Annotated in this window: 22 protein-coding genes, 2 tRNA genes and 1 pseudogene; 10 read left to right on the top strand and 15 right to left on the bottom strand. The window is 59.2% G+C overall.

Annotation, left to right across the window (positions count from 1 at the left end; translation table 11 throughout):
* The first annotated feature begins 22 nt into the window (after nt 1–22).
* Both ACOI8A_RS26345 and rimI read left to right on the top strand, forming a co-directional pair.
* On the top strand, nt 23–766 hold the full coding sequence (locus ACOI8A_RS26345) for an energy transducer TonB (RefSeq protein WP_420650826.1): 744 nt from the start codon (nt 23–25) through the stop codon (nt 764–766).
* Nucleotides 759–1,211, top strand: coding sequence for a ribosomal protein S18-alanine N-acetyltransferase (rimI, locus tag ACOI8A_RS26340; RefSeq protein ID WP_047303173.1), 453 nt, complete (start codon nt 759–761; stop codon nt 1,209–1,211). The genes ACOI8A_RS26345 and rimI overlap by 8 nt, the downstream gene beginning before the upstream one ends.
* 103 nt (nt 1,212–1,314) lie before the next feature.
* Here rimI and ACOI8A_RS26335 read toward each other — a convergent pair whose 3' ends face one another.
* Nucleotides 1,315–1,722, bottom strand: coding sequence for a serine kinase/phosphatase (locus tag ACOI8A_RS26335; protein ID WP_420650817.1), 408 nt, complete (start codon nt 1,720–1,722; stop codon nt 1,315–1,317).
* A gap of 141 nt (nt 1,723–1,863) precedes the next feature.
* On the opposite strand from ACOI8A_RS26335, the gene can reads away from it, so the two are divergent.
* Nucleotides 1,864–2,508, top strand: a complete 645-nt coding sequence (gene can / locus ACOI8A_RS26330; RefSeq protein WP_420650816.1) for a carbonate dehydratase — start codon at nt 1,864–1,866, stop codon at nt 2,506–2,508.
* Between the two features lie 9 nt (nt 2,509–2,517).
* Here the strand turns inward: can and ACOI8A_RS26325 are convergent, their stop codons facing one another.
* The 3 genes from ACOI8A_RS26325 to ACOI8A_RS26315 all read right to left on the bottom strand — a co-directional run bounded on the left by ACOI8A_RS26325 (nt 2,518) and on the right by ACOI8A_RS26315 (nt 5,958).
* The gene (locus ACOI8A_RS26325; RefSeq protein ID WP_420650815.1) at nt 2,518–3,042 is read right to left on the bottom strand and encodes a lysine methyltransferase; all 525 of its coding nucleotides are present in this window, start codon (nt 3,040–3,042) and stop codon (nt 2,518–2,520) included.
* Nucleotides 3,043–3,223: 181 nt separating this feature from the next.
* The gene (locus ACOI8A_RS26320; protein WP_420650814.1) at nt 3,224–4,396 is read right to left on the bottom strand and encodes a hypothetical protein; all 1,173 of its coding nucleotides are present in this window, start codon (nt 4,394–4,396) and stop codon (nt 3,224–3,226) included.
* A gap of 143 nt (nt 4,397–4,539) precedes the next feature.
* Nucleotides 4,540–5,958 carry a short-chain fatty acid transporter gene (locus tag ACOI8A_RS26315; RefSeq protein WP_420650813.1) on the bottom strand — a complete coding sequence of 473 codons (1,419 nt, stop codon included), beginning with the start codon at nt 5,956–5,958 and terminating at the stop codon, nt 4,540–4,542.
* A gap of 201 nt (nt 5,959–6,159) precedes the next feature.
* Here ACOI8A_RS26315 and ACOI8A_RS26310 point away from each other — a divergent pair, with 201 nt between their 5' ends.
* The 4 genes and pseudogenes from ACOI8A_RS26310 (at nt 6,160) to ACOI8A_RS26295 (ending at nt 9,594) form a co-directional block, all read left to right on the top strand.
* Nucleotides 6,160–7,473, top strand: coding sequence for an MFS transporter (locus tag ACOI8A_RS26310; protein WP_420650812.1), 1,314 nt, complete (start codon nt 6,160–6,162; stop codon nt 7,471–7,473).
* Between the two features lie 117 nt (nt 7,474–7,590).
* Nucleotides 7,591–8,319, top strand: a pseudogene (locus tag ACOI8A_RS26305) (PAS domain-containing protein); the annotation flags it as partial.
* Nucleotides 8,320–8,475: 156 nt separating this feature from the next.
* Nucleotides 8,476–8,907 carry a methyl-accepting chemotaxis protein gene (locus tag ACOI8A_RS26300; protein WP_420650825.1) on the top strand — a complete coding sequence of 144 codons (432 nt, stop codon included), beginning with the start codon at nt 8,476–8,478 and terminating at the stop codon, nt 8,905–8,907.
* A gap of 87 nt (nt 8,908–8,994) precedes the next feature.
* Complete coding sequence (locus ACOI8A_RS26295; protein ID WP_420650811.1) at nt 8,995–9,594, top strand: flavin reductase family protein; 600 nt, start codon at nt 8,995–8,997, stop codon at nt 9,592–9,594.
* Between the two features lie 50 nt (nt 9,595–9,644).
* On the opposite strand, the gene ggt is transcribed toward ACOI8A_RS26295, so the two are convergent.
* Entirely contained in the window at nt 9,645–11,477 is a 1,833-nt protein-coding gene (gene ggt, locus ACOI8A_RS26290; protein WP_420650810.1) for a gamma-glutamyltransferase, read from the bottom strand.
* Nucleotides 11,478–11,837: 360 nt separating this feature from the next.
* Here ggt and ACOI8A_RS26285 point away from each other — a divergent pair, with 360 nt between their 5' ends.
* Both ACOI8A_RS26285 and ACOI8A_RS26280 read left to right on the top strand, forming a co-directional pair.
* A complete protein-coding gene (locus ACOI8A_RS26285; protein ID WP_420650809.1) occupies nt 11,838–12,152 on the top strand; it encodes a type II toxin-antitoxin system RelE/ParE family toxin in 315 nt (104 codons plus the stop codon).
* Nucleotides 12,153–12,156: 4 nt separating this feature from the next.
* Nucleotides 12,157–12,495 carry a DNA-binding protein gene (locus ACOI8A_RS26280; protein WP_420650808.1) on the top strand — a complete coding sequence of 113 codons (339 nt, stop codon included), beginning with the start codon at nt 12,157–12,159 and terminating at the stop codon, nt 12,493–12,495.
* A gap of 164 nt (nt 12,496–12,659) precedes the next feature.
* Here the strand turns inward: ACOI8A_RS26280 and ACOI8A_RS26275 are convergent.
* Nucleotides 12,660–12,736: transfer RNA gene (locus tag ACOI8A_RS26275), tRNA-Met, on the bottom strand.
* Nucleotides 12,737–12,851: 115 nt separating this feature from the next.
* On the bottom strand, nt 12,852–14,909 hold the full coding sequence (locus tag ACOI8A_RS26270) for a methyl-accepting chemotaxis protein (RefSeq protein WP_420650807.1): 2,058 nt from the start codon (nt 14,907–14,909) through the stop codon (nt 12,852–12,854).
* Between the two features lie 333 nt (nt 14,910–15,242).
* Here ACOI8A_RS26270 and ACOI8A_RS26265 point away from each other — a divergent pair, with 333 nt between their 5' ends.
* On the top strand, nt 15,243–16,460 hold the full coding sequence (locus tag ACOI8A_RS26265; protein ID WP_420650806.1) for an MFS transporter: 1,218 nt from the start codon (nt 15,243–15,245) through the stop codon (nt 16,458–16,460).
* Between the two features lie 111 nt (nt 16,461–16,571).
* Here ACOI8A_RS26265 and ychF read toward each other — a convergent pair whose 3' ends face one another.
* From ychF to ACOI8A_RS26225, 8 genes are all read right to left on the bottom strand, one after another.
* Nucleotides 16,572–17,672: a redox-regulated ATPase YchF gene (gene ychF, locus ACOI8A_RS26260; RefSeq protein ID WP_420650805.1), complete on the bottom strand. Its 1,101-nt coding sequence runs from the start codon at nt 17,670–17,672 to the stop codon at nt 16,572–16,574.
* 23 nt (nt 17,673–17,695) lie between these two features.
* Complete coding sequence (gene pth, locus ACOI8A_RS26255; RefSeq protein ID WP_420650804.1) at nt 17,696–18,280, bottom strand: aminoacyl-tRNA hydrolase; 585 nt, start codon at nt 18,278–18,280, stop codon at nt 17,696–17,698.
* Between the two features lie 166 nt (nt 18,281–18,446).
* Nucleotides 18,447–19,046 (bottom strand): 50S ribosomal protein L25/general stress protein Ctc, encoded by a 600-nt coding sequence (locus ACOI8A_RS26250; RefSeq protein ID WP_420650803.1) that lies wholly within the window; start codon nt 19,044–19,046, stop codon nt 18,447–18,449.
* A 141-nt stretch (nt 19,047–19,187) separates the two neighbouring features.
* Nucleotides 19,188–20,129: a ribose-phosphate pyrophosphokinase gene (locus tag ACOI8A_RS26245; RefSeq protein ID WP_003171603.1), complete on the bottom strand. Its 942-nt coding sequence runs from the start codon at nt 20,127–20,129 to the stop codon at nt 19,188–19,190.
* 45 nt (nt 20,130–20,174) lie between these two features.
* Nucleotides 20,175–20,249, bottom strand: a tRNA-Gln gene (locus ACOI8A_RS26240).
* 37 nt (nt 20,250–20,286) lie between these two features.
* A complete protein-coding gene (ispE, locus tag ACOI8A_RS26235; RefSeq protein ID WP_420650802.1) occupies nt 20,287–21,138 on the bottom strand; it encodes a 4-(cytidine 5'-diphospho)-2-C-methyl-D-erythritol kinase in 852 nt (283 codons plus the stop codon).
* 3 nt (nt 21,139–21,141) lie between these two features.
* Nucleotides 21,142–21,759 (bottom strand): lipoprotein insertase outer membrane protein LolB, encoded by a 618-nt coding sequence (gene lolB / locus ACOI8A_RS26230; RefSeq protein ID WP_420650801.1) that lies wholly within the window; start codon nt 21,757–21,759, stop codon nt 21,142–21,144.
* A 3-nt stretch (nt 21,760–21,762) separates the two neighbouring features.
* Entirely contained in the window at nt 21,763–23,487 is a 1,725-nt protein-coding gene (locus ACOI8A_RS26225) for a tetratricopeptide repeat protein (protein ID WP_420650800.1), read from the bottom strand.
* Nucleotides 23,488–23,633: the final 146 nt, after the last annotated feature.

Genomic DNA, 23,633 nt, shown 5'->3' with positions numbered 1-23,633 from the left:
CCGCCGCGCCTATTTGAACGCCATGCAGGTGGTCAACTGGCTGCCGCGCACCGAATTGCCCTTCGCCGCACCGTCGCGGCCCGAGCTGCTGGAAATCATCGAACCTGAGGTTGTGGCGCCGCCGATTCCGGCTGCGCAGGCCGAAGCTCCGGTGCAGCCGGTCGCGCGCCCGGCGGAGCGGGCGAAGATCGAAGTGCCGCGTCCGACGCCGTCCACCGCTCGTCCGACGAAAGCGGTCGAGTCTGTGGACGACGCGCCCGTGGTCGCCAAACCGGCGCCGGTGCCGCCGCCACGTTTTGCCCTGCAGTTGCTGCGCGCCGGTAAATGTCTGCTGTTGGTGGAGTTACCCACAGGCGATTCGTTCCAGACCCGCGATCCTGCCTATCTGTTGCTCAAAGACATGCTACGCGCCGCCGGTCTGCCGGATGCACCGCAGATTGTCGGTGAGCCGGTGCGCTGGCCATTATTGGTGCGCGGCAACATGGATCAAGGTCCGGAAGCGGCGCGGGATTTCGTGCAAGGCTTCCTTTCAGTACAAATGGAAACCGCACCTTGCGCCTGCCTGTGGTTGATCGGCCTGCCCGCAGTACGTTTTGCTGGCGAGGTAGACGCCGAAGCGTTCAACAATGAATTGCAGATCGAAGGCCTGGGTACGGCATGGGCCGTTCCGGGGCTGGAATTATTGATGGAAGAGCCACAGCGCAAAGCCGCCGTGTGGCAAGCCATGCGTCGGCTGATGGCGCGCTGGAAAGAATCGAATGAGTGACGCTGTAACGTTCCGCCCTATGACCGAAGCCGACCTCGACGCTGTGTTGAAGATCGAGTTCGCGGCCTACAGCCATCCCTGGACGCGTGGGATTTTTCTCGATGGCTTGGGCAAATACCAGATCTGGCTGATGTTCGAAGGCCAGCAGCAGGTTGGCCACGGCGTGGTGCAGATCATCCTTGATGAGGCGCATCTGCTGAACATCACGGTCAAACCGGAGAATCAGGGGCGCGGTCTGGGGCTGACGTTGCTCGAACATCTGATGTCGCGTGCTTATGCCGCACAAGCGCGTGAGTGTTTTCTGGAAGTTCGCGACAGCAATCGCTCGGCGTTCCGCTTGTATGAGCGTTATGGCTTCAACGAGATCGGCCGGCGTCGCGATTACTATCCGGCGGTCGGTGGACGCGAAGATGCCGTGGTCATGGCCTGCACCCTCGTTGACTGAACACCTGTAGGAGCTGCCGCAGGCTGCGATCTTTTGATCTTATAAAGCAACATCAAAAGATCGCAGCCTTCGGCAGCTCCTACACGGGAAATGCGCAAATCGGTTAGCGGTTACCATCCAAAGGTTCACGCCGCGCGAGCTCTGCTTCATCCAGGCCATTGCCGCCGCCGATGTCATCTTCGTCGACCAGGCTCAAATCCCAATCTGCCGGATTGTCTTCTCCGGATTCATGCGCATCCCTGGCGCCATCCTCGCGAATCAGCGTTTCCGGACTCAGATCATCGTCGGTGTTTTCATGGTCAGAAGTTGATGCGCCAGTGAGTCCCGCTTCGCGTACACGTTCGGCCGGCATCAACCGCTCGCGTTCACCTTCCGGTAACTCATCGCCGATCTTCGCACCCGGCTCATCGCCGTCGTCAAAATCCAGCTCCCGCACCGAGCCCATGCGGTCTTCGTTATCATCGATCGGTTCCGGTTGCACCGCATCGTACGGACGTCGTGAATCAGTCATGGCAATTCCTCATACTGTGGGCCTTACTAGGTGGACTCACCGGGCTCACGAGAAATTCCAACGAAATCACAGACAATCCTTGCGTGACCCCAAAGGGTGGTCGTCTGTCATACCTGCGCATCTTTCTTGAGGCCTTACAGCATGAACGAATTACAAGACCTGATTGATAACAACGAACGTTGGGCCGAGGCGATCAAGCAGGAAGATCCGGATTTTTTCTCCAAGCTGGCTCGCCAACAGACCCCTGAGTATCTGTGGATCGGCTGCTCCGATGCGCGAGTGCCGGCCAACGAAATCGTCGGCATGCTGCCGGGCGATCTGTTCGTGCACCGTAACGTGGCCAACGTGGTGCTGCACACCGACCTCAATTGCCTGTCGGTGATTCAGTACGCAGTCGACGTGCTCAAGGTCAAACACATCCTGGTCACCGGCCACTACGGCTGCGGCGGCGTGCGTGCATCGATGCAGGATCGTCAGCTCGGGCTGATCGACGGCTGGCTGCGTTCGATCCGCGATCTGTATTACGAGAAGCGTGAAGAGCTGGCCAAGCTGCCTACCGAAGAAGAGCAAGTTGATCGCCTGTGCGAACTCAACGTGATCCAGCAAGTGGCCAACGTTGGCCACACCAGCATTGTGCAGAACGCCTGGCATCGCGGGCAGAGCCTGTCGATCCACGGCTGCATCTACGGGATCAAGGACGGGCGCTGGAAAAGCCTGAACGCGACGATCAGTGGTCCTGAGCAACTGCCGCCGCAGTATCGTTTGCGTCCGGTTGGCGCGCCGTAACCAGGCGGCTCAGCGAAAACCCTGTTTACGCCAGTCTTGCAAAAAACGCTGGCCCTCGGCGTTGGGTGTTTCATCAAAGCCATAGATCCAGCCGCGACAACATGATGCGCCGCAACCGCAGGCGAACTGGCATCGCAGTTTGCCCTCGGTTGCGGCGTAGTCCATGGTCAGCGAGTCGCCCGGGTGAATGTCGATCAGCGCCCACAGCCACAATTCGCTCAAGTCGAGGAACACGTTCGGATAGCAGGAGTGCCTGAACAGCCCGAAAAAGCGCGGATCGTAAATGTGGATGCCCGTCGCCATTTGTCGGGAGTGTTGGCAGGGGTAGGGCACCAGTTGTCCGGAAACCCTGCACATGCGGCTGATGCGCAAAAAATTCCGACACGCGACGACGTCCGTAGCGATACCTTGGCCATCGCGGACGATGTTGAAATCCTTGGCCGATGGAAATCCCAGGCGAACGGGAAGCCTGGCGGATAGGTAGATCCCTTCCGAAGGCGGGGGTGGGTGACCTTGCAACGCGGCAGTGTTCATAACGATCCCTGTCCTGGGAGTGTTGCGACTTCCGTAGGCTGACGTCCTGTCAGTCCTGCAACACAGTTATTGGATCCAAGAATCCCCTATACGGAACCAACGGTCTACTGTCAGATCTGACAGGCGTGAAAGACGCTTTCCCGCGTCAGCCTGAGCTGACACGGGAAGGCAGCGTCACGTATCAGATATGCGGTGCCGGAACTGCCGACTCCGGCAGTGGCGATGTGAGTTGTTGCAACTGCGCCTTGATTGGCGGGGTCGCACACGTAGCCGCCGCCTGTACGTCCGTCGAATGCCGTATCGAGGTGTAGAACAGCTCGCAGGTTTTGACCTTTTGCGTCACTTGCCAGGTCTGCGTGCAGCTGTTCAGCAGGGTTTTCGGATCGCTGCCCGGTTTACTGCCCATCCCCGCTTGCCAGCAGGCAGCGCTCAGATCCTGGCCCATCACTTTCAAACCGGCTGCGTCAGCCTTGGCCTGGGCATCGTCGCCGGTATAGCTCTCAGGATCAGCGACGTACCAGATGTAACTCGGGTGGTTCGAACCGAGCACCGGCACTTTCACTCCTGCGCTCGGACTGATGGTCGCCAGACCGAGCACGCTCACGGTCGGCCCGTATTGTTGCTTGATCCAGTTACGCACCGGCGCACCAAACGCAACCATCGGCAGCACGGTACCGCTGGCGTTCTGGCTGACCTGCTTGACCATCGTGGTCTGATAATCCTTGAAGTAGTCGTAGGTGCCTTCCAGATTCTTGCCCGCGGTGGCAGGCGCAGCAATCGGCGCGATATCGATGATGGTTTGATAGGCCGGGGTCTGGTCGGCCGGGATGCCGTTGTCGGTCAGCAGATCGGCCCAGCGGTCGGTGGTATTCGAGCGCAGATAATCCTGTGCTTGAGTCAGCGAGTAATCCGGCGGGAAGTGCAGCAATTCGACACTCTTGCGGTTTTCCAGCGCCATGCCCAGCGGCAGGAACAGATACCAGTTGAAGGCCCATTTGCCATCGGTATTCAGTTTACTGGCGCCGGTGTAGGCCAGATCCCCGGCGTCAAGCAGTGCGGCCAAGGGTTTTTCGTAGCCCTTGGGCACGCCGGTGATTTCGGCATAGAGCTGGTCGTTATCGGTTTTCACCAGCACTTTCGCGTCGGGGTAACCGTCGCGCTGCACGCTCTGACTCAAGTAATGCGTGACAGTCTGCTCCAGCGTCCAGTTACGGAAGCAGATCACGCTGCAATTGTTTGGATACGCGAAGAGGCGGGTAACGCGCTCGGTGCTGCCCAGTTTCAGGTCGACATCGGCGTGGGCGGCGGCGCTCAGTGTGAGCGCGGCCAAGGAGAGTCCTGCGAGTTTGAACATGCTCAGATCCTTTTCAGCGTGAGTCCCGATTGCGGGGCGGGTACATACTGAAACCATGGATATGGAGCGGTCTAGTGGGCAGAGTCGAAAAGAATCGTCAGCCATGGCTGGCGCCTGTTGCTGAACAGGCGGCATTCTCTTGCTTAAGGCATCACCGGCGGCGTATACGCCAACGTCGTGCCTAGCGCCCACAACAGCAGCAGCACCAGCGGCGTGTGCACCAGCAACTGCACGAACGAGAAGCCGATCAGATCCCGCGCCTTCAACCCGAGCACGCCAAGCAGCGGCAGCATGTAGAACGGGTTGATCAGGTTCGGCAGGGCTTCGGCGGCGTTATAAATCTGCACAGCCCAGCCGAGGTGATAGTTGAGGTCGTTGGCGACCTGCATCACGTACGGCGCTTCGATGATCCACTTGCCGCCGCCGGACGGAATGAAAAAGCCGAGAATCGCCGAGTAAACACCCATCAGCAGCGCATAGGTGTCGTGCGACGCAATGCTGACGAAGAAGGTCGAGATGTGATGCGCCAGCGTCTGCGCGTCAGTGCCTTTGACCGTGGTCATCAGCGCGGCAATCGAACCGTACAGCGGGAACTGGATCAGCACGCCCGTGGTGGTCGGCACCGCGCGCGACACCGCATCGAGGAAGCTGCGCGGGCGCCAATGCAACAGTGCGCCGAGCATGATGAACAGGAAATTGTAGGTATTCAGCCCGGAAATCGCAGAGATCGCCGGTTTGGTCGAGAACTCATGAAACAGCCATCCGGCCGCGAGTAGCACCAGCAGAATGATCAGCAGCGGGCTGTGTTCCAGCCACTCACCCGGACGCGTGCGCGGTTGCAGCGGCGGCAGGTTGAACGCCGGGTCGATGCCACAGGCCTTGGCATCGCGCGCCGAGTTCGGGCCGGGCGCGGTGGCGTAAGCGATGATGATCGACACGACCACCAGCGCCAGCAGCATCACCCCGGACTGCCAGAGGAAAATTGTCTGGGTGAACGGAATCACCCCGGTGATCGACAGAATCGATGGCGGCAGACTGGCCGGGTTGGCCTGCAACTGCGCGGCGGAGGACGACAAACCCAGCGCCCACACCGCGCCAAGCCCCAGATAGGCAGCGGCACCGGCGGCGCGATAATCCATTTTCAGATCGGTGCGGCGGGCAAGGGCGCGCACCAGCAAGCCGCCGAAGACCAGCGACAAGCCCCAGTTCAACAGCGACGCGACCATCGAAATCAACGCGACCCAAGCCACGGCGGAACGGCCGTTTTTCGGGATGCGCGCCAGGCGGTCGATGAGTTTCACGGCCGGTGGCGAGCTGGCGACCACGTAACCGCCGATCACCACGAAGGCCATTTGCATGGTGAACGGGATCAGGCTCCAGAAGCCGTCACCGAAGGCCATCGCGGCAGCGGTCGGTTTGGCGCCCATGGCCAAGGTGGCCAGCGCCACGATGATCACCGCCAGCGCGGCGAATACCCACGAATCGGGAAACCAGCGTTCGGCAAAACTTGAACAGCGCAAGGCAAAGCGCGCAGAGCGGCTATCTTCGATATCAACGGCCACGGGAGTACCTCGGATTTTTATGTTTATTGTGGTCTTGAGGGCGCAACAGGCCCGTCAGACAGGCGCCAACAGTAAATCAACCGAGGTTTTTTTGTGACTGCGTTTTGCCGATTCGTGACTATGGTCTAACGGGTTGTCCGCCGGCGCATTTGCGTAGACCATGTGCGCCTTGGTTTTTTGCCTGTGCCAGAGTTCTTTGCCATGACTGCCCATGCTTCTGCCCGCCCGGCGCCGTTCAGCCGTTCCGACTACAAGACCCTCGGCCTTGCGGCCCTTGGCGGTGCGCTGGAGATCTACGATTTCATCATTTTCGTGTTCTTCGCCCTGACCCTGAGCCAGCTGTTCTTCCCGCCGGAAATGCCCGAATGGCTGCGCTTGCTGCAAAGCTTCGGGATCTTTGTCACCGGTTATCTGGCGCGGCCGCTGGGCGGGATTCTGATGGCGCATTTCGCCGATCGCCTCGGGCGCAAGAAAGTCTTCAGCCTGAGCATCCTGATGATGGCGCTGCCGTGCCTGCTGATCGGGATCATGCCGACTTATGCCCAGATCGGTTACTTCGCCCCGCTGTTGCTGCTGGCCCTGCGGATCCTGCAAGGCGCGGCAGTGGGCGGTGAAGTGCCGAGCGCCTGGGTGTTCGTCGCCGAACACGCACCGACCGGGCATCGCGGTTATGCCTTGGGCTTTTTGCAGGCCGGTCTGACCTTTGGTTACCTGATCGGCGCGTTGACCGCGACCTTCCTCGCCCAGATGTTCACGCCGACGGAAATCCTCGATTACGCCTGGCGCTATCCATTCCTGCTCGGCGGCGTGTTCGGCGTGATCGGAGTCTGGCTGCGCCGCTGGCTTAGTGAGACACCAGTGTTCATCGCCATGGAAGCCCAGCGCGAGGCGCGGGTCGAACTGCCGCTGCGCACGGTGCTGCGCGAACATCGTCTGGCGATGCTCCCGGCGATGCTACTGACCTGCGTGCTGACCTCGGCGGTGGTGGTCTTCGTGGTGATCACCCCGACCATGATGCAGAAAACCTTCGGCATGACAGCCAGCCATACTTTTGGCCTGAGCGCGCTGGGCATCGTGTTTCTGAATATCGGCTGCGTGATTGCCGGTTGGCTGGTTGACCGCATCGGTGCCTGGCGCACGGTGATGCTTTACAGCCTGTTGCTCCCATTGGGCATTGGCGTGCTTTACAGCTGCCTGATCAGCGGTGGCGATTGGGTAGGTCTGGCCTATGCGCTGGCCGGTCTTTGCTGCGGCGTGGTCGGCGCGGTGCCATCGGTGATGGTCGGTCTGTTCCCTGCGCGTATTCGCGTGTCGGGCATTTCCTTCACCTACAACATTGCCTACGCCGCATGGGCAAGTGTCTCTCCACTACTGCTGATTGGTCTGATGCCGTGGAGCCCATGGATCTGCGTGATGTTCTGCGCGGTGATGGGCGTGGTCGGTTTCGCCAGCGCGGCATATTTCGGCGCGCGCATGCCGCGCACCGGCCAATGCCAAGTAGCCGGAACTGTCTGAACCGGCGACGCGCAAGTATTTTTGTAGGACAAAGCTTCAGCGCACTTCAGAAAACACCTGCAAGGCCGATGGTTAGGCTGTATCCCCGCTTTCTATCTGGTCAATCGGTGCTTTCCCATGTTCAACAAACGCCTGAAGCAAGAGTTGGCGGCTCTTCGTGAAGAACTCTCCAGCCTTGTGCAAGTGAAGGAAAGCCTGGAAAGCGAGATGCTGGTGCTGACTCTCGAGCCTGACGGGCGGATTCAGTCGGCCAATCAGAATTTTCTCAGCGAGATGCTCTACAAGGGCCACGACTTGATCGGCCGCGCCATCGACGACATCGTGCCGGCGCATGTGAAGTCCGACGAATTCCACCATCGCTTCAAGGCTGCCCTGACCCGTGGCGAGCATTTCGCCGGTGCAGTGCGCCTGTCGCGCGGCAATGGCGAAGAAGCGTGGCTGCGTTCGATTGTGCAGCCAGTGCGTTCCTCGGATGGCCGGATCAAGCATTTCTCGATTTTCTCCAGCGACCTGACCCGCACCATCGAAGCCTCGCGCGAACATGAAAACCTGATCGGCGCGCTGGTGCGTTCGACCGCGGTGATCGAGTTCGACCTCAACGGTAACGTTCTGACCGCCAACGACCGCTTCCTGCAGGGCATGGGTTACAGTCTCGCGCAGATCAAGGGCAAACATCACCGCCAGTTCTGCGAACCGCAGGAATTCAACAGTGCGGAGTATCAAAACTTCTGGCGTCGTCTGAACAACGGTGAGTTTGTTGCCGGTCGTTTCAAACGGGTCGACAGCCATGGTCGTACGGTGTGGTTGGAGGCTTCCTACAACCCGGTGCTGGCTGCCAACGAAAAGCTCTACAAAGTGGTCAAGTTCGCCACGGTCATCACCGATCAGGTCAATCAGGAACAAGCGGTCGCCGAAGCCGCCAATATCGCCTACAGCACCTCGCTGCAGACCGACAGCACCGCCCAGCGCGGGACCACTGTGGTCACCGAAGCCGTCAAAGTGATGCGCGACCTGTCGCGCCATATGCAGACTGCCGGCGACGGTATCGAAGCATTGAACGAGCAATCGCAGGTGATCGGTTCCATCGTCAAAACCATCAGCGGAATTGCCGAACAGACCAATCTGCTGGCGCTCAACGCCGCGATTGAAGCAGCGCGTGCCGGTGAGCAGGGCCGCGGTTTTGCGGTAGTGGCCGACGAAGTACGGCAACTGGCTTCGCGCACCAGCCAGGCCACCGAAGAGATCGTCAGCGTGGTGCGGCAGAACCAGGACATGGCGCGCAACGCCGTGGCCCTGATGACCGACGGCAAGCTCCAGGCCGAGCAAGGGTTGGCGCTGGCGGCAGAGGCGGGCACGGTGATCGTCGAGATTCAGGACGGCGCGCAGAAAGTGGTGAACGCGGTAGGGCAGTTCGCCAACCAATTGTCCAACTGATTGCGCTGAAGGAAAGGATCGTCAATGACGATCCTTTCTTCGTTTTGATCCCGTTACAATCGGCTCTTTTCCCCGGAGCAGATCCCCATGAGCGATTCCCACCGCCGCCCGGTTCCCCTGAACAAAGCCTATCGCCTGCTCAACCACGGCCCGACGGTGCTCGTGAGTGCGGCCCACGACGGCCAGCGCAACATCATGGCCGCTGCCTGGGCGATGCCGCTGGATTTCGAACCGCCGAAAGTCGCCGTGGTGCTCGACAAATCCACCTGGACGCGCCAGTTGCTCGAAGCCTCCGGCACCTTCGTGCTCAACGTGCCGTGCGTGAGTCAGGCCGACATCGTGCAAACCGTTGGCTCGACCTCTGGTCTTGAGATCAATCGCGAGCAGAGTCAGGACAAGTTTCAGGCCTATGGCTTGGAAACCTTCGCCGGCGATCTGGTAGAAGCGCCGCTGCTCGACGGTTGTGTCGCGTGGCTGGAATGCCGTTTGCTGCCGGAGCCGCGCAATCATGAACAGTACGACCTGTTCCTCGCCGAGGTGATTGCGGCGCACGCTGATGAACGGGTCTTCAGTGACGGGCGTTGGCATTTCGAGGGGCATGATGAGTTGCGCACCTTGCACCATGTTGCCGGCGGGCACTTTCTGAAGATTGGTGATCCGGTGGACGGCAAAACGCTGCAGAACTGACATGAAAAAGGCTTGCCCACCGGCAAGCCTTTTTCATTGCTGCGAACTCATCAATCCCCCAACGCAACCCCTTCACGCCGCGGATCCGCGCCACCTTCCAGCGAAGCATTCCCCTGCGCATTCTTGACCCGCACGATGGCCTGGGTGCCGCTGGTCATGTCTATTTCGTTCACCGTGTGCCCTTTGTCCTTGAGCGCCTGGATCAGCGCCGTGCTGAACTGGCCTTGTTCAAGTTCAGTCGGGCCGTTGCGGCTGCCGAAGTTGGGCAGGTTGATGGCTTGTTGCGGGTCCAGGTTCCAGTCCAGCAGGCCGACGGTGGATTTGGCCACGTATTCGATGATCTGCGAGCCGCCGGGAGAGCCGACCGTGGCGACGAATTCACCGCTGTGGCGATCAAAGATCAGCGTCGGCGCCATCGACGAGCGCGGGCGCTTGCCGGGTTCGACGCGGTTGGCGACTTTCTGGCCGTTCTCCTCGGGTATGAACGAGAAGTCGGTCATCTGGTTGTTGAGCAAGAAGCCCTGGACCATCAGGTGCGAGCCGAACGCAGCTTCGATGGTGGTGGTCATCGACACGGCGCCGCCCAAGTCATCCACAGCCACAACTTGCGAGGTGGAAATGCGCAGCGGCGAGCGATCCGGTGCGTAGGCGACTTGGATGCCCGGCGGGGTTCCCGGTTTGGCCGTGCCCATGCTGCGTTCGCCGATCAGGCTGGCGCGGCTGGCCAGATAACCCGGATCGACCAGGCCTTTGACCGGCACTGGCACGAGGTCAGTATCGGCCACGTATTGCGCGCGGTCGGCGTAGGCCAGGCGTTCGGCTTCGGCGATCAGGTGCACGGCTTCGTGCGTGGGTTCGATACCGGCCGGTTTATCGGTCTTCACAGGTTTGAGCGGCGCCAGCGCCAGACGCGGGTCGCGGGTTTCCAGCGCCTGCAAGGTGCCGAGAATCTGCGCCACTGCGATACCACCGGACGACGGCGGCGGCATGCCGCAGACCTGCCAGCGTTTGTAGTCGGTGCACAGCGGCGCACGCTCCTTGGCCTGATAGTGCTGAAGATCATTCAACGACAGGCTGCCTGGGTTGGCGTGGCGCTGAACCTTGGCGACGATCTCCTCGGCAATCGGGCCTTTGTACAGCGCGTCCGGCCCTTCCTTGGCGATGCGTTTGAGCACGGCAGCCAAGGCAGGATTCTTCAAGCGAGTGCCGACCGCTTTGACGCTGCCATCGTTGTTGAGGAAGTAAGCGGCCATGTCCGGCGAGCGCTGCACATTTGGGTCGGAGGCCAGTGACTGATACAACCGCGGGGAGATTTCGAAGCCTTGCTCGGCGAGTTTGATCGCCGGCTCGAATAACTTGGCCCACGGCAAACGCCCGTGCTCTCTGTGCGCCAGTTCCAGTGCGCGCATTGCTCCTGGCGTACCGACCGAGCGGCCACCGATCTGCGCTTGCTGGAACGACATCGGTTTACCGTCTGCTTGCAGAAACAGCTTCTCGGTGGCCCCGGCCGGCGCGGTTTCGCGACCGTCGTAAGTGCGCACCTGCTTGCCATCCCACAACACGATCATCGCGCCACCGCCGATCCCGGAGGATTGCGGCTCGACCAGCGTCAGCACCGCCTGCATCGCAATCGCCGCATCAATTGCCGAACCACCCTGACGCAACATCTCGCGCCCAGCTTCGGCAGCCAGAGGATTGGCAGCGGCGGCCATGTGTTTGCTGGCGTGCTGTGCCTGCAGGTCGGAGCGATAACCAGAAGCAATTTCCGGGGCCAGCGGCAGGCTGGAGGAGGGCGGGGCGTTGCAGGCAGTGAGAGTGATGGCGCTGACAATCAGAGTCAGGGCTGGCAGGCGAAAACGTTGCAGCGACAGGGCTGAAAACACGCGGGGCTCTCCGTCCGTGGGGTGAAAGATCTGACGGACTGTATCGATCGACCGTGTAGGACGCAAACAGCGTGAGGTGCGGGAGACGCACTTTTCTCCAGGCATAAAAAAACGGCCTACCTTTCGGTAAGCCGTTTTTATTTGTCGACGCTTGAAAAACTTGCGCTTGAGTATTTCGGTTGGGCCAAGGGTGGTCGGATTTCTCCTACGAACTTATAGGGTCGACAGTCCCGTAATTGAGCGTGAAGATGCTGCGCATAGAGGTACTGGGTTGGGTTTTCAAGTTGCTGCACGCCCATCGAATCAACCCGCTCGATGAACATTATCAATTAGTAATTTGTCCCTTTAAAGGTACAGTGCATGTATGAAGTGAAGCACGCCCACACTGACAACGATGTCGATCTGTACCAGTGCTGGCTTGACGCACTTCGAGACTCCAGGGCAAAAGCGCGCATCACCACTAGAGTTGAGCGGGCTGCCCTCGGGAATTTTGGTGATCACGCTCCCGTAGGCGATTCGGTATTTGAGCTGCGTATCGATTACGGTCCCGGATATCGGGTGTATTACGTCATTTCCGGCACGTTGGTTTTACTTTTGCTGGGTGGTGGAACGAAACAAAGACAGCAAAATGACATTGATCAATCAATAGAAATTTGGAAGGCGCTGAAGGGGTAGCACAATGAAAAGCGTAAGCAATCACGAGGACAGTGTTCTCGAAATGCTGCGCACAGACGAGGACTTTGCTCTTGAGTATCTCGTTGCGGCATTGGAGGAAATTGATGAAGAGGGCGGTGAGTCTGTTTTTCTTACCGCGGTACGACGTGTGGTAGAGGCAAGGGGCGGTTTTGCTGCTGTTTCCAACACAACTGGGCTGAATAGAGGAAACCTCTACAGACAATTTTCAGCAGATGGAAACCCAGGTCTGTCTACGTTACTGAAGGTTTTGGCTGCTGTAGGCCTTGGACTGTCGAAAGTGGTAACTCACAGTCAGGATGGCCAAGAAAACGCAGCAGTCTGATCAGCAGTTGCAAATAGATGCCCGGCTCAGTGCCGGGTTTTCTGTTTACGACTGAAGCTGGTCCTCAGTGTACAGGGAACTGTCACCAAGACTCGACGCCACAGCAGCACTTTTCTCCAGGCATAAAAAAACGGCCTACCTTTCGGTAAGCCGTTTTTAGTACTTGGTGGCTACACAGGGACTTGAACCCCGGACCCCAGCATTATGAATGCTATGCTCTAACCAACTGAGCTATGTAGCCAAGTGGCGCGCATTATTCCCCTGAAATGGAAAAGCGTCAAGCGTAAATCTAAAATATTTCTTCTTATTTTCAACCGCTTAACCGCCAGCACCGAAAAACCGTGGCGCGGAGGCTGTCAGCGCAGTTGGAATCTCCCGGTATTGGCGCTCAAAGCCTGGCTGCCCTGACTCAAAGAGTCGGCCGCAAGGTTCACTGCTCGTGCGCCTTCGAGCAAACGCACCGCCGCCTGATCGACCTGTTGGATATTGCTGCTGACCTCATCGGCGGTGCTCGCCTGTTCTTCGACGGCGGTGGCGATCTGGGCCAGGGTGTCGGTGACGCTCTGCACGGCGCTGGCGATTTCTCCCAGACGTTCGCCCAGCCCGGTCACCGCATCGGCGTCGGTTTGCGCCTGGCCGCAGGCGGCTTCCATCAGGCTCACCGCTTCGTTGACCGTGCTGCGCAGGCTGTCGACGGTACCGGCGATCTGCGCGGTGGACGATTGCGTGCGTTGCGACAGGCTGCGTACCTCGTCGGCGACTACGGCGAAACCGCGACCCTGCTCGCCTGCGCGCGCAGCTTCGATGGCCGCGTTGAGCGCCAACAGGTTGGTCTGCTCGGCGACGCCGCGAATGGTGTCGACCACTAGTTGAATTTGCTGGCCTTGCTCGCTGACCCGACCCAATGCCGCCGCTGTTTCGTTCAGGCGCTGATTGAGCTGTTGAATGCTCGCCGTGGTGCGCTGGCTGTCGCGGCTGCTGTCGGCGGCGATACGCTGAGTGTGCTGGGCGCTGCCGGACGCCTGTTCGCAACTCTGGGCCACACCTTGCGACGTGGCGGCCAGTTGCGTGGCAGCGGCGGCGATCTGGCTGATCTGCAATTGCTGCGCTTCGACTTCGTTGAGCGCGCCGCTGGAGTGATCGTTGAGGCTGCGCACCGCGCTGCTCAGTTGCGAAGTCTCGTGATCGACCCCGAGCAAACTGGTGCGCAATTGCACCACTGCAACGTTGAGCGAAGTGCTGATCGCCGCCAGTTCATCGCGGCCCTGCACCGGCACTTGCAGACTCAGATTGCCGTCACGCAGCGCTTCGGCGAGCAGGGTAATGCCGCTGGCGCTGCGGCGGATCGAGGCTTGCAGGCAGACGAACAGATACAGCGCCGCCAGCAGCAGACAACCGAAGACTGCGGCCGCGACGACGAACTGACGAATCGCCGAAGCGTGGTAATCATCCAGCCGTTGATCGAGCGAGGTCAGCGATTGCTGGCGCAGCGCTGCGAGGTTACCGAGCAAGCCATCAAGGCTGCGCTCGAAGTCTTCCGGCTTGAGATTGATGCTGCCACCGAACACGCCGTCATCCAGCACTTTCAGGCCCGCATCCAGTTGTTTGAGGCTGTCGTGATATTGCCCGGCCCAACCTTGCAGTGCTGGCGGGAGTCGAGCTTCGAGCAGGCCGGCGGTTTTCACCAGTTGCTCACGCGCATCGCCGATCCGGCTGCGCAGGTCGCGCAACTGCAAACGACTTTGCAGAGTGAATTGGCCGGACACCACTGAAGCCTGGCCGACTGCGGCCAAGCGTCCGACCCGTTCGATCAGGTCCGGCGCATGCTGGGTGGAAATCTGCGTCAGCAAATAGGTTTCCAGCCATGGCGCGAGAATCAGGCGAGTGTCCATGGCGATCTGCTCGCGCAACGCTTGCAGCGCGCTGAGCGCATTGGTGAATCGGTCATAACCGTCCGGCCACCAACCGACGCCAGCGAGGCTTTTCGAATCCAGCCCGTTCAGCGCGGTTTGCAGCGCCTGATAGCGGCTGAGGGTTTCGCTCTCGGCGCCTTCGGCCTGCAAGGCATTGCCCAGATTCAGCGTGGCTTGTGCGACCGTCGGTTGCACCGCGTCGAACGCAGCCATCGCGGCGAGGGTAGCGGGCGTTGGTTGACGGTTGGTTTCCGTGGCGCGCCAGCGGGCGGCGCGGTCGCGTTGCGCGGCGAGCAGATTGTCCAGCGCATCCAGTGCAAGCAACTGACGCACTCCGGCACGCTCGCCGGAAATCAGCTCGAGTTTGTTGCGGTAGTCCTGACCGATCATCAGCAGGCTACCGGCCAATGGCAGGATGAACAGTAGAAACAACAGCTGGAATTTACGCGCGAAACCAAAACGGCCCAGTAACTGGATCCCCGGTGATAAAAAAGCCTGCATGCCTCATGACTCCTCTGGACACCACGCACCATTGGCGTGCGCCGCGCTTGTTGAATGCGCGATCTGTGCCCTGCTAAAAGGCTTCGAAAGTCCACTCTCGCCCGCTCTGTAGGCCGGCTCTGTAGCGGAACTTCCCATTCTCGATCCCCTTTGTAAGGAGGCCGCGTTCAAGCGGATAAGGAAGGCAAGATTCAGACCATGGCGTTGCGCTATCACCTGGCAGCCGATGAGTGAATCGTTCGTTAGCTGGCTAAGGGGATGGCGCGCCCGCACCGAAAAATGGCACATTGACGCACCTGCCTGCGTGCACCCATCCGTTGTCCGGAAATTCCCATGGCTATCAGCAACGTTCAGGCCGCCGCTGCGGCGGCGCCCGCTTCCTCACAAAGCAGTCCACTGGTGATGCGGATCATTGGCGCGGTGGCGCTGGCGCATTTGATCAACGATCTGATCCAGTCGGTGTTGCCGTCGATCTATCCAATGCTCAAGGCCAGTTATGGCCTGACTTTCACCCAGATCGGCCTGATCACCCTGACCTTTCAATTGACTGCATCGTTGTTGCAGCCATGGGTGGGTTATCACACTGACCGTCATCCCAAGCCGTGGCTGTTGCCGGCGGGCACGGTGTGCACCTTGATCGGCATTCTGATGATGTCGGTGGTCGGCAGCTTCCCGCTGATCCTGCTGGCGGCGGGGTTGATCGGTATCGGCTCGTCGACTTTCCACCCGGAAGCTTCGCGAATTGCGCGGCTGGCCTCGGGCGGGCGTTTCGGGCTGGCGCAATCGACCTTTCAGGTGGGCGGCAACGCGGGTTCGGCACTCGGTCCGTTGCTGGCGGCGGCGATTATCATTCCTTACGGTCAGGATCACGTGGCGTGGTTCGGTCTGTTCGCGGTGTTTGCGCTGTTCGTGCTGTACCGCATCAGTCGCTGGTATGCGCATCACCTCAACCTGTTCAAGCTCAAGGCCGGCCAGGCTGCCACCCACGGATTGTCGAAGGGCAGGGTAACCAGCGCGCTGGTGGTGCTCGGGCTGCTGGTGTTCTCCAAGTATTTCTACATGGCCAGCCTCACCAGCTACTTCACCTTCTACCTGATCGAGAAGTTCGACCTGTCGGTAGCCAGTTCGCAGCTGCACCTGTTCCTGTTCCTCGGCGCGGTGGCGGCGGGCACGTTCTTTGGCGGGCCGATTGGCGACAAGGTCGGGCGTAAAGCGGTGATCTGGTTCTCGATCTTCGGCGTGGCGCCGTTCACCTTGCTGATGCCGCATGTCGATCTGTTCTGGACCAGCGTGCTCAGCGTGGTCATTGGCTTCATCCTCGCTTCGGCGTTCTCGGCAATCGTGGTTTACGCGCAAGAGCTGGTGCCGGGCAATGTCGGAATGATTGCCGGGATATTCTTCGGTCTGATGTTCGGTTTTGGCGGGATTGGCGCAGCGCTGCTCGGGCATTTGGCGGATGTGCACGGGATTGAGTACGTGTACTTCCTGTGTTCGTTCTTGCCGTTGTTTGGGGTGTTGGCGATTTTTTTGCCGAGGACGAAGAAAGCATAAGATCAAAAGATCGCAGCCTTCGGCAGCTCCTACAAAGGCTGCGATCTTTTGGCGGATTGTCAGGCACAAAAAAGCCGCGTATCAAACGCGGCTTTTTCATGGGTGCAGCTTTTAGACGTTGAAACGGAAGTGCATCACGTCGCCGTCTTTGACGATGTAGTCCTTGCCTTCCAGACGCCATTTACCGGCTTCTTTGGTGCCGGCTTCGCCCTTGTACTGGATGAAGTCGTCATACGCGATTACTTCAGCGCGGATGAAGCCTTTCTCGAAGTCGGTGTGGATCACGCCGGCAGCCTGAGGTGCGGTGGCACCGACTTTGACGGTCCAGGCGCGGACTTCTTCGACACCGGCGGTGAAGTAGGTCTGCAGGTGCAGCATTTCGTAGCCGGCGCGGATCACGCGGTTCAGGCCAGGCTCTTCCAGGCCCAGAGCCTCGAGGAACATGTCTTTCTCTTCGCCGTCATCCAGCTCGGCGATTTCCGCTTCGATCTTGTTGCAGACCGGCACAACGATCGCGCCTTCTTCTTCGGCGATGGCCTTGACCACGTCGAGCAGCGGGTTGTTCTCGAAGCCGTCTTCAGCCACGTTGGCGATGTACATGACCGGTTTGGTGGTCAGCAGGTGGAAGCCCTTGATCACCGCTTTTTCGTCGGTGCTCATGTTCTTCATCAGGCTGCGTGCCGGCTTGCCTTCGGTGAAATGCGCGATCAGTTGCTCGAGCAGCGCTTTCTGAACCACGGCGTCCTTGTCGCCACCCTTGGCGTTGCGCGCGACTTTCTGCAGTTGCTTCTCGCAGCTGTCGAGGTCGGCGAAGATCAGTTCCAGGTCGATGATTTCGATGTCGCGTTTCGGGTCGACGCTGTTCGAAACGTGGATCACGTTCTCGTCTTCGAAGCAGCGCACGACGTGAGCGATAGCGTCGGTTTCGCGGATGTTGGCGAGGAACTTGTTGCCCAGGCCTTCACCTTTCGAGGCGCCGGCAACCAGGCCCGCGATGTCGACGAATTCCATGGTGGTCGGCAGGATGCGCTTCGGATTGACGATGGCAGCCAAGGCTTCCAGACGCGAATCCGGCATCGGCACGATACCGCTGTTCGGCTCGATGGTGCAGAAGGGGAAGTTCTCGGCCGCGATCCCGGATTTGGTCAGGGCGTTGAACAGGGTGGACTTGCCGACGTTAGGCAGGCCGACGATGCCGCAATTGAATCCCATGGTGCTTCCCCTTCGGGTAAAAGTCAGGCCTTCTGGCTGTGCAGGTTTTTCATCGCGCGGTTCCATTCACCGGCGAGGATATCCGGCAGCACGCCGAGGGCAAAGTCGATGCTGGCATCGAGTTTTTCCTGTTCGGCGCGTGGCGCACGACCCAGGACGAAATTTGAAACCATACTGGCGACGCCCGGGTGGCCGATGCCAAGCCGCAGGCGGTAAAACGTATTCTGATTGCCCAGTTGCGCAATGATGTCGCGCAACCCGTTGTGACCGCCATGACCGCCGCCCTGCTTGAGCTTGGCAACGCCCGGAGGCAGATCGAGTTCGTCGTGCGCCACGAGGATTTCTTCAGGCGTGATGCGGAAGAAACCGGCAAGCGCCGCCACGGCCTGGCCGCTACGGTTCATGTACGTGGTGGGAATCAGCAGACGAACATCCTGACCCTGATGCGAATAGCGTCCGGTCAGGCCGAAATATTTGCGATCGGCCACAAGGTTCACACCTTGCGCGTGGGCGATGCGCTCAACAAAAAGGGCCCCTGCGTTATGCCGGGTCTGTTCGTATTCAGCGCCTGGATTTCCCAGGCCAACGATCAGTTTGATGGCAGTCACGATAGGGGCCCTTCCTTTGGAGTTGTGGATAACATCGCCGTCAGCGAGTGCGGCGAAAGTGGACGAAAAACTTCATTTACTCAAGAGTAAACGCCGCGTTATCGCCCGCTTTCTCGCTACGTTTCGGTCCGCGATGTTTCCTCAAGCTCCGGCAATACAGAGTGAATTACTCTGCAGCGCCTTCTTCAGCTTCTGGAGCAACGCGTGGAGCGTGTACGTTTGCAACAGCTTTGTCGTCACCGTGAGCCAGTGCAACGAACTCAACGCCTTTAGGGGCTTTGAGGTCGGACAGGTGAACGATCGCGCCGATTTCCAGAGCCGACAGGTCGACTTCGATGAACTCAGGCAGATCTTTCGGCAGGCAGGTCACTTCGATTTCGTTCAGAACGTGCGAGATTTCGCCGCCTTTCTTGATCGGAGCTTCTTCACCAACGAAGTGAACTGGCACGATAGCGGTCAGTTTCTGACCCGCTACAACGCGTACGAAGTCAGCGTGCAGCACGTGGCCTTTAGCTGGGTGACGTTGCAGAGCTTTGATGATGACGTTCTGCTTGGTGCCGCCAACGTTCAGTTCGATAACGTGGCTGTAAGCAGCATCGTTTTCGAGCAGTTTGGCAACTTCTTTGGCCAGCATGCTGATGGATTCAGGGGCTTTGTCGCCACCGTAAACTACAGCTGGAACCAGGCTTGCGAGACGACGCAGGCGGCGGCTCGCACCTTTCCCCAGGTCGGAACGCAGTTCAGCATTCAGAGTAAAATCGTTCATGTTGTATCTCCAAAATAGCCATGACCGAGCGGCGTTTGCGACCAGCGCCAAACACGGTATGGGCAAAAAAGCCCCGCCCCGGCAGAAATGCCGGGGCGGGGCGCTTTTCGTCAACGAGACATTTCGAGAAGGGCAGGGCCCTTAGCGGAACATCGCGCTGATCGATTCTTCATTGCTGATGCGGCGAACCGCTTCGGCAACTACCGGTGCGATATCCAGTTGACGGATACGCGCACAGGCTTGTGCTGCAGCGGACAGCGGGATGGTGTTAGTCACCACCAGCTCGTCCAGCACGGAATTTTCGATATTCTCGATGGCCCGACCCGACAGCACAGGGTGTGTGCAATAGGCAAAGACCTTGGCTGCGCCATGCTCTTTCAGGGCCTTCGCCGCGTGGCACAGAGTGCCGGCGGTATCGACCATGTCATCAACCAGAATGCAGGTACGCCCTTCGACATCACCAATGATATGCATCACTTCAGAGTGATTGGCTTTTTCACGGCGTTTGTCGATGATTCCGAGATCCACGCCCAGGGATTTGGCAACAGCACGTGCACGCACGACGCCACCAATGTCCGGGGAAACGATCATCAGGTTTTCGAAGCGCTGATCTTCAATGTCATCCACCAGAACCGGGGAGCCGTAGATGTTATCTACCGGAATATCGAAGAAACCCTGAATCTGGTCAGCATGCAGATCAACCGTGAGAACACGGTCGATGCCGACTACGGTAAGCATGTCAGCAACGACTTTCGCGCTGATAGCCACACGTGCGGAACGCGGACGGCGATCCTGACGGGCATAACCAAAATAAGGAATAACAGCAGTAATACGAGTAGCCGAGGAGCGGCGGAAGGCATCAGCCATCACTACCAGTTCCATCAGGTTATCGTTGGTCGGAGCGCAAGTCGGCTGAATAATGAAAACGTCTTTACCGCGAACGTTTTCATTGATCTCGGCAGTAATTTCGCCGTCGGAAAACTTGCCGACAGAGATGTCACCGAGAGGGATATGCAGCTGACGTACGACACGTCGAGCCAGATCGGGGTTAGCGTTCCCCGTAAAGACCATCATCTTGGACACGCGCAGTACCTAGAGGCTGAGGGTAACCTGGATGAGTATGGAAAATGGCAGGGGCGGCTGGATTCGAACCAACGCATGGCAGGATCAAAACCTGCTGCCTTACCGCTTGGCGACGCCCCTGTATCTGTTGCTTGCAAGTGCCGAGCACTTGGTTCCTTTAGAGCAGACTTTGCAGCTTGCGATGCAACATCGAAATGTTGCTTCCCTTTGCTACAAACCCTGTAAGGGTCTCTGTCAGAAGGGCCGAGACTTTATCAGCTTCAGCTTTGCTTGGGAAGCCCCCAAACACACAACTTCCAGTTCCGGTGAGTTTCGCTTCGGTAAAATTACCTAACAAATTCAACGCGTTACGTACTTCTGGGTAACGCCTCGATACCACCGGCAAGCAGTCATTACGACTGTTTCCCTCGGGAACGGGGCGCACTTTAATGGGCGGCGTGTTACGTGTCAACAATGGATCTGAAAAAATTTCTGCCGTACTTACAGAGACTTGCGGAACGAGCACGACATACCACGGTTCTGCGGGTTCGACCGGGGTGAGTTTTTCGCCCACGCCTTCGGCAAATGCCGCGTGGCCGCGCACGAACACCGGGACGTCTGCGCCGAGCGAAAGGCCCAGTGTCGCCAGCCGATCCTCATCCCAACCGAGTTGCCACAAATGGTTGAGGCCGAGCAAAGTGGTCGCCGCATTCGAGCTGCCACCACCAATGCCGCCGCCCATGGGCAGGATCTTGTCGATCCAGATATCAATCCCGAGTGCACAGCCGGATTGTTCCTGAAGTTTTTTCGCTGCACACACGATCAGGTTGCTGTCGTGCGGCACGCCGGCAAATTCGGTGTGCAGCCGAATCACGCCGTCATCGCGCACGGCGAAGGTGATTTCATCGCCGTAATCGAGGAACTGAAAAATTGTCTGCAACTCGTGATAACCGTCTTCACGGCGACCGAGAATATGCAGCATCAGGTTGAGTTTGGCCGGCGAAGGCAGCGTCAGGCGTGGAGCGGTCATGGGTTATTGCCCCAGTTTGCGCGGTTGCCAGTTCTTGATCACCAGCGTCACGTCCAGATCCGAACCATGCAGTTTGATCCGCTCGGGCAGCCAGTAGCCGTTCTGTTCGGCATAGCTGAGGTATTCAACCTGCCAGCCATCCTGATCCAGATTGGCCAGACGGCTGTCAGCATCCAGGGTCAGACGGCTTTTGCTCTCGGGTGCTGGCAAGCCGCGCACCCACCAGGCCAGGTGCGACACCGGCAGTTTCCAGCCAAGTTGTTCTTCGAGCAGGACTTCCGGAGTCGGCGCTTCGTAGCGACCCTGATTGGCCACTTCCAGCGAGACGGCGCCCGGGCGCCCGGTCAAGCGTGCCGCGCCACGACCCAGCGGGCCGGACAGGCGGATGTCGTAATAGTCCTGACGTTGCAGCCAGAACAGCGTGCCGCTGCCGGAATCTTTCGGTGCGCGGATGCCGATCTTGCCGTCGATCTGCCAGCCATCAAGGCTGCTCAGTTGCTGTTTGTGCACGTTCCACTGCGCCGGGTTGCCGTGGCCCTCGACCGATTCGCGTGCGCCGAAACCCGCACAACCGGCGAGCAGGGCGATGAAGCTGAAAACAATAACGTGGCGCAAAAACATGAGTTATAGAGTCTCGGATCCGGTCAGGCGCTTGATGGTGCTGCGCAGAATGGTGCTGTCGGGCTGGTCCTTGAGGAACTTGCCCCAGATTTGCTTGGCTTCGCGCTGCTTACCCTTGGTCCACAGCACTTCACCGAGGTGAGCGGCGACTTCGTGGTCAGGGAAACGCTCGAGCGCCTGACGCAGGTATTTCTCGGCGTCTTCCAGATTGCCCAAGCGGTAATTCACCCAGCCAAGGCTGTCGAGAACCGCCGGGTCTTCAGGATTGATCTGGTGGGCCTGTTCGATCAGGGCCTTGGCTTCAGCGTAGCGTGTGGTGCGGTCGGACAGGGTGTAGCCCAAAGCGTTGAGCGCCATGGCGTTGTCCGGGTCACGCTTGATGATCAGGCGCAGATCTTTTTCCATCTGCGCCAGGTCATTGCGTTTTTCCGCCAGCATTGCGCGGGTGTAAAGCAGGTTCAGGTCGTCCGGATATTGCAGCAACGCTTGCTGCAGGACTTTCCAGGCCTTGTCGCCTTGATTATTGGCGGACAGGCTTTCGGCTTCGATCAGATACAACTGAATCGCGTAATCCGGCTGCTCGTCGCGTTCGGCAGCCAGTTTGCTCTGGGCTTCGGCGGCTTTGCCGTTGCTCATCAGAATGTCCGCCTGACGCAATTGCGCCGGCAGATAGTCGTTGCCGGGGCCGACCTGGGCGTACTCGATCAGTGCGCCCTGCGGGTCGTTGCGTTCTTCGGCGATGCGACCGAGGTTCAAGTGAGCAGAATCGACGTGGCTTTCGCGGGCGATCAGATCTTCCAGATAACCCTTGGCCTCGTCCCAGGCCTTGCCTTCCAGGCACACCAGCGCCAGCGAGTAACGCAGTTCGTCGTCTTCCGGGTATTGCTGCACCAGCGTGGAGAACTCGACTTTGGCGTCGTCCATGCGGTCCTGTTCGACCAGCATCCGCGCGTAAGTCAGGCGCAGACGTTTGTCGTCCGGGTATTTTTTGATGCTTTTCTGCAACAGCGGCAGCGCTTCGTCGCCTCGGTTCAGACCTTGCAGCAGACGCGCGCGTAGCAGGATCGGGGCGATTTCGCCGTCTTCCGGAGGGTTGTCTTCAAGCAGGGACAGCGCACCTTTGGTGTCGCCATTCTGTTGCAACAGCAAGGCTTTACCGAAAATCAGCTGATTATTGTTCGGGTGGCGCTGCAACAAACGGTCAAAACTTTTCATCAGACCGTCGCGGGTTTCCTGATCGGTGTCGGCAGCCGACAGCGCAAGGAAATCGAAATGCGTGTCGCCCTTGCCCTGCAGGACTTTCTCCATGTAGACCATCGAGTCGTCGTAACGCCCGGCGCGTGCCAGTTGCACGGCGGCGGCGCGTTGCGCTTCGAGGTCGTCAGGCGCATTTCTCGCCCAGATCAAGGCGGTATCCAGCGCTGGCTGATCCGCGCCGAGGTACTCGGCAATGCGGAACGCGCGCTCGGAGACGCCCGGATCCTGGGTATTGATGGCCTGGGTCACGTAGTTATCCAGGGCAATGTCGAAACGATTGCGCTGGCCGGCCAGTTCAGCGCTCAACAGGCTAAAGACTGTTTCCTCGCTGAACGAACTGTAAACCTTGGGCTTTTCGGGGGCTGGCGTAGTGTCTTCGGCCGGTGAGGCACTGTCCTGCGACACGGGAGCCAAGGCCTGGCAGCCGCTGAGGAAGACAAAAGCAAGGAGCAACGCGGAGGATCTATTCATATAGGAAGAGGACGACTAACCTGCGGTCGGATCATCATGACACAAGCCTTCGGCCAAACATAACCGAGACTCGATTGTGCCCTTTATAGGGGTAAGCAATTGGGACAATAGTCAGCGGTGGTTGTTCTGAATCTGGCGAAGTAGGA

This window comes from Pseudomonas sp. P4795 (assembly GCF_048822895.1).
In the GTDB taxonomy this organism is placed as follows: Bacteria; Pseudomonadota; Gammaproteobacteria; order Pseudomonadales; family Pseudomonadaceae; genus Aquipseudomonas.
Note: the sequence above shows the minus strand (reverse complement) of the source record. Positions and strands in the feature narration are given on the sequence as shown.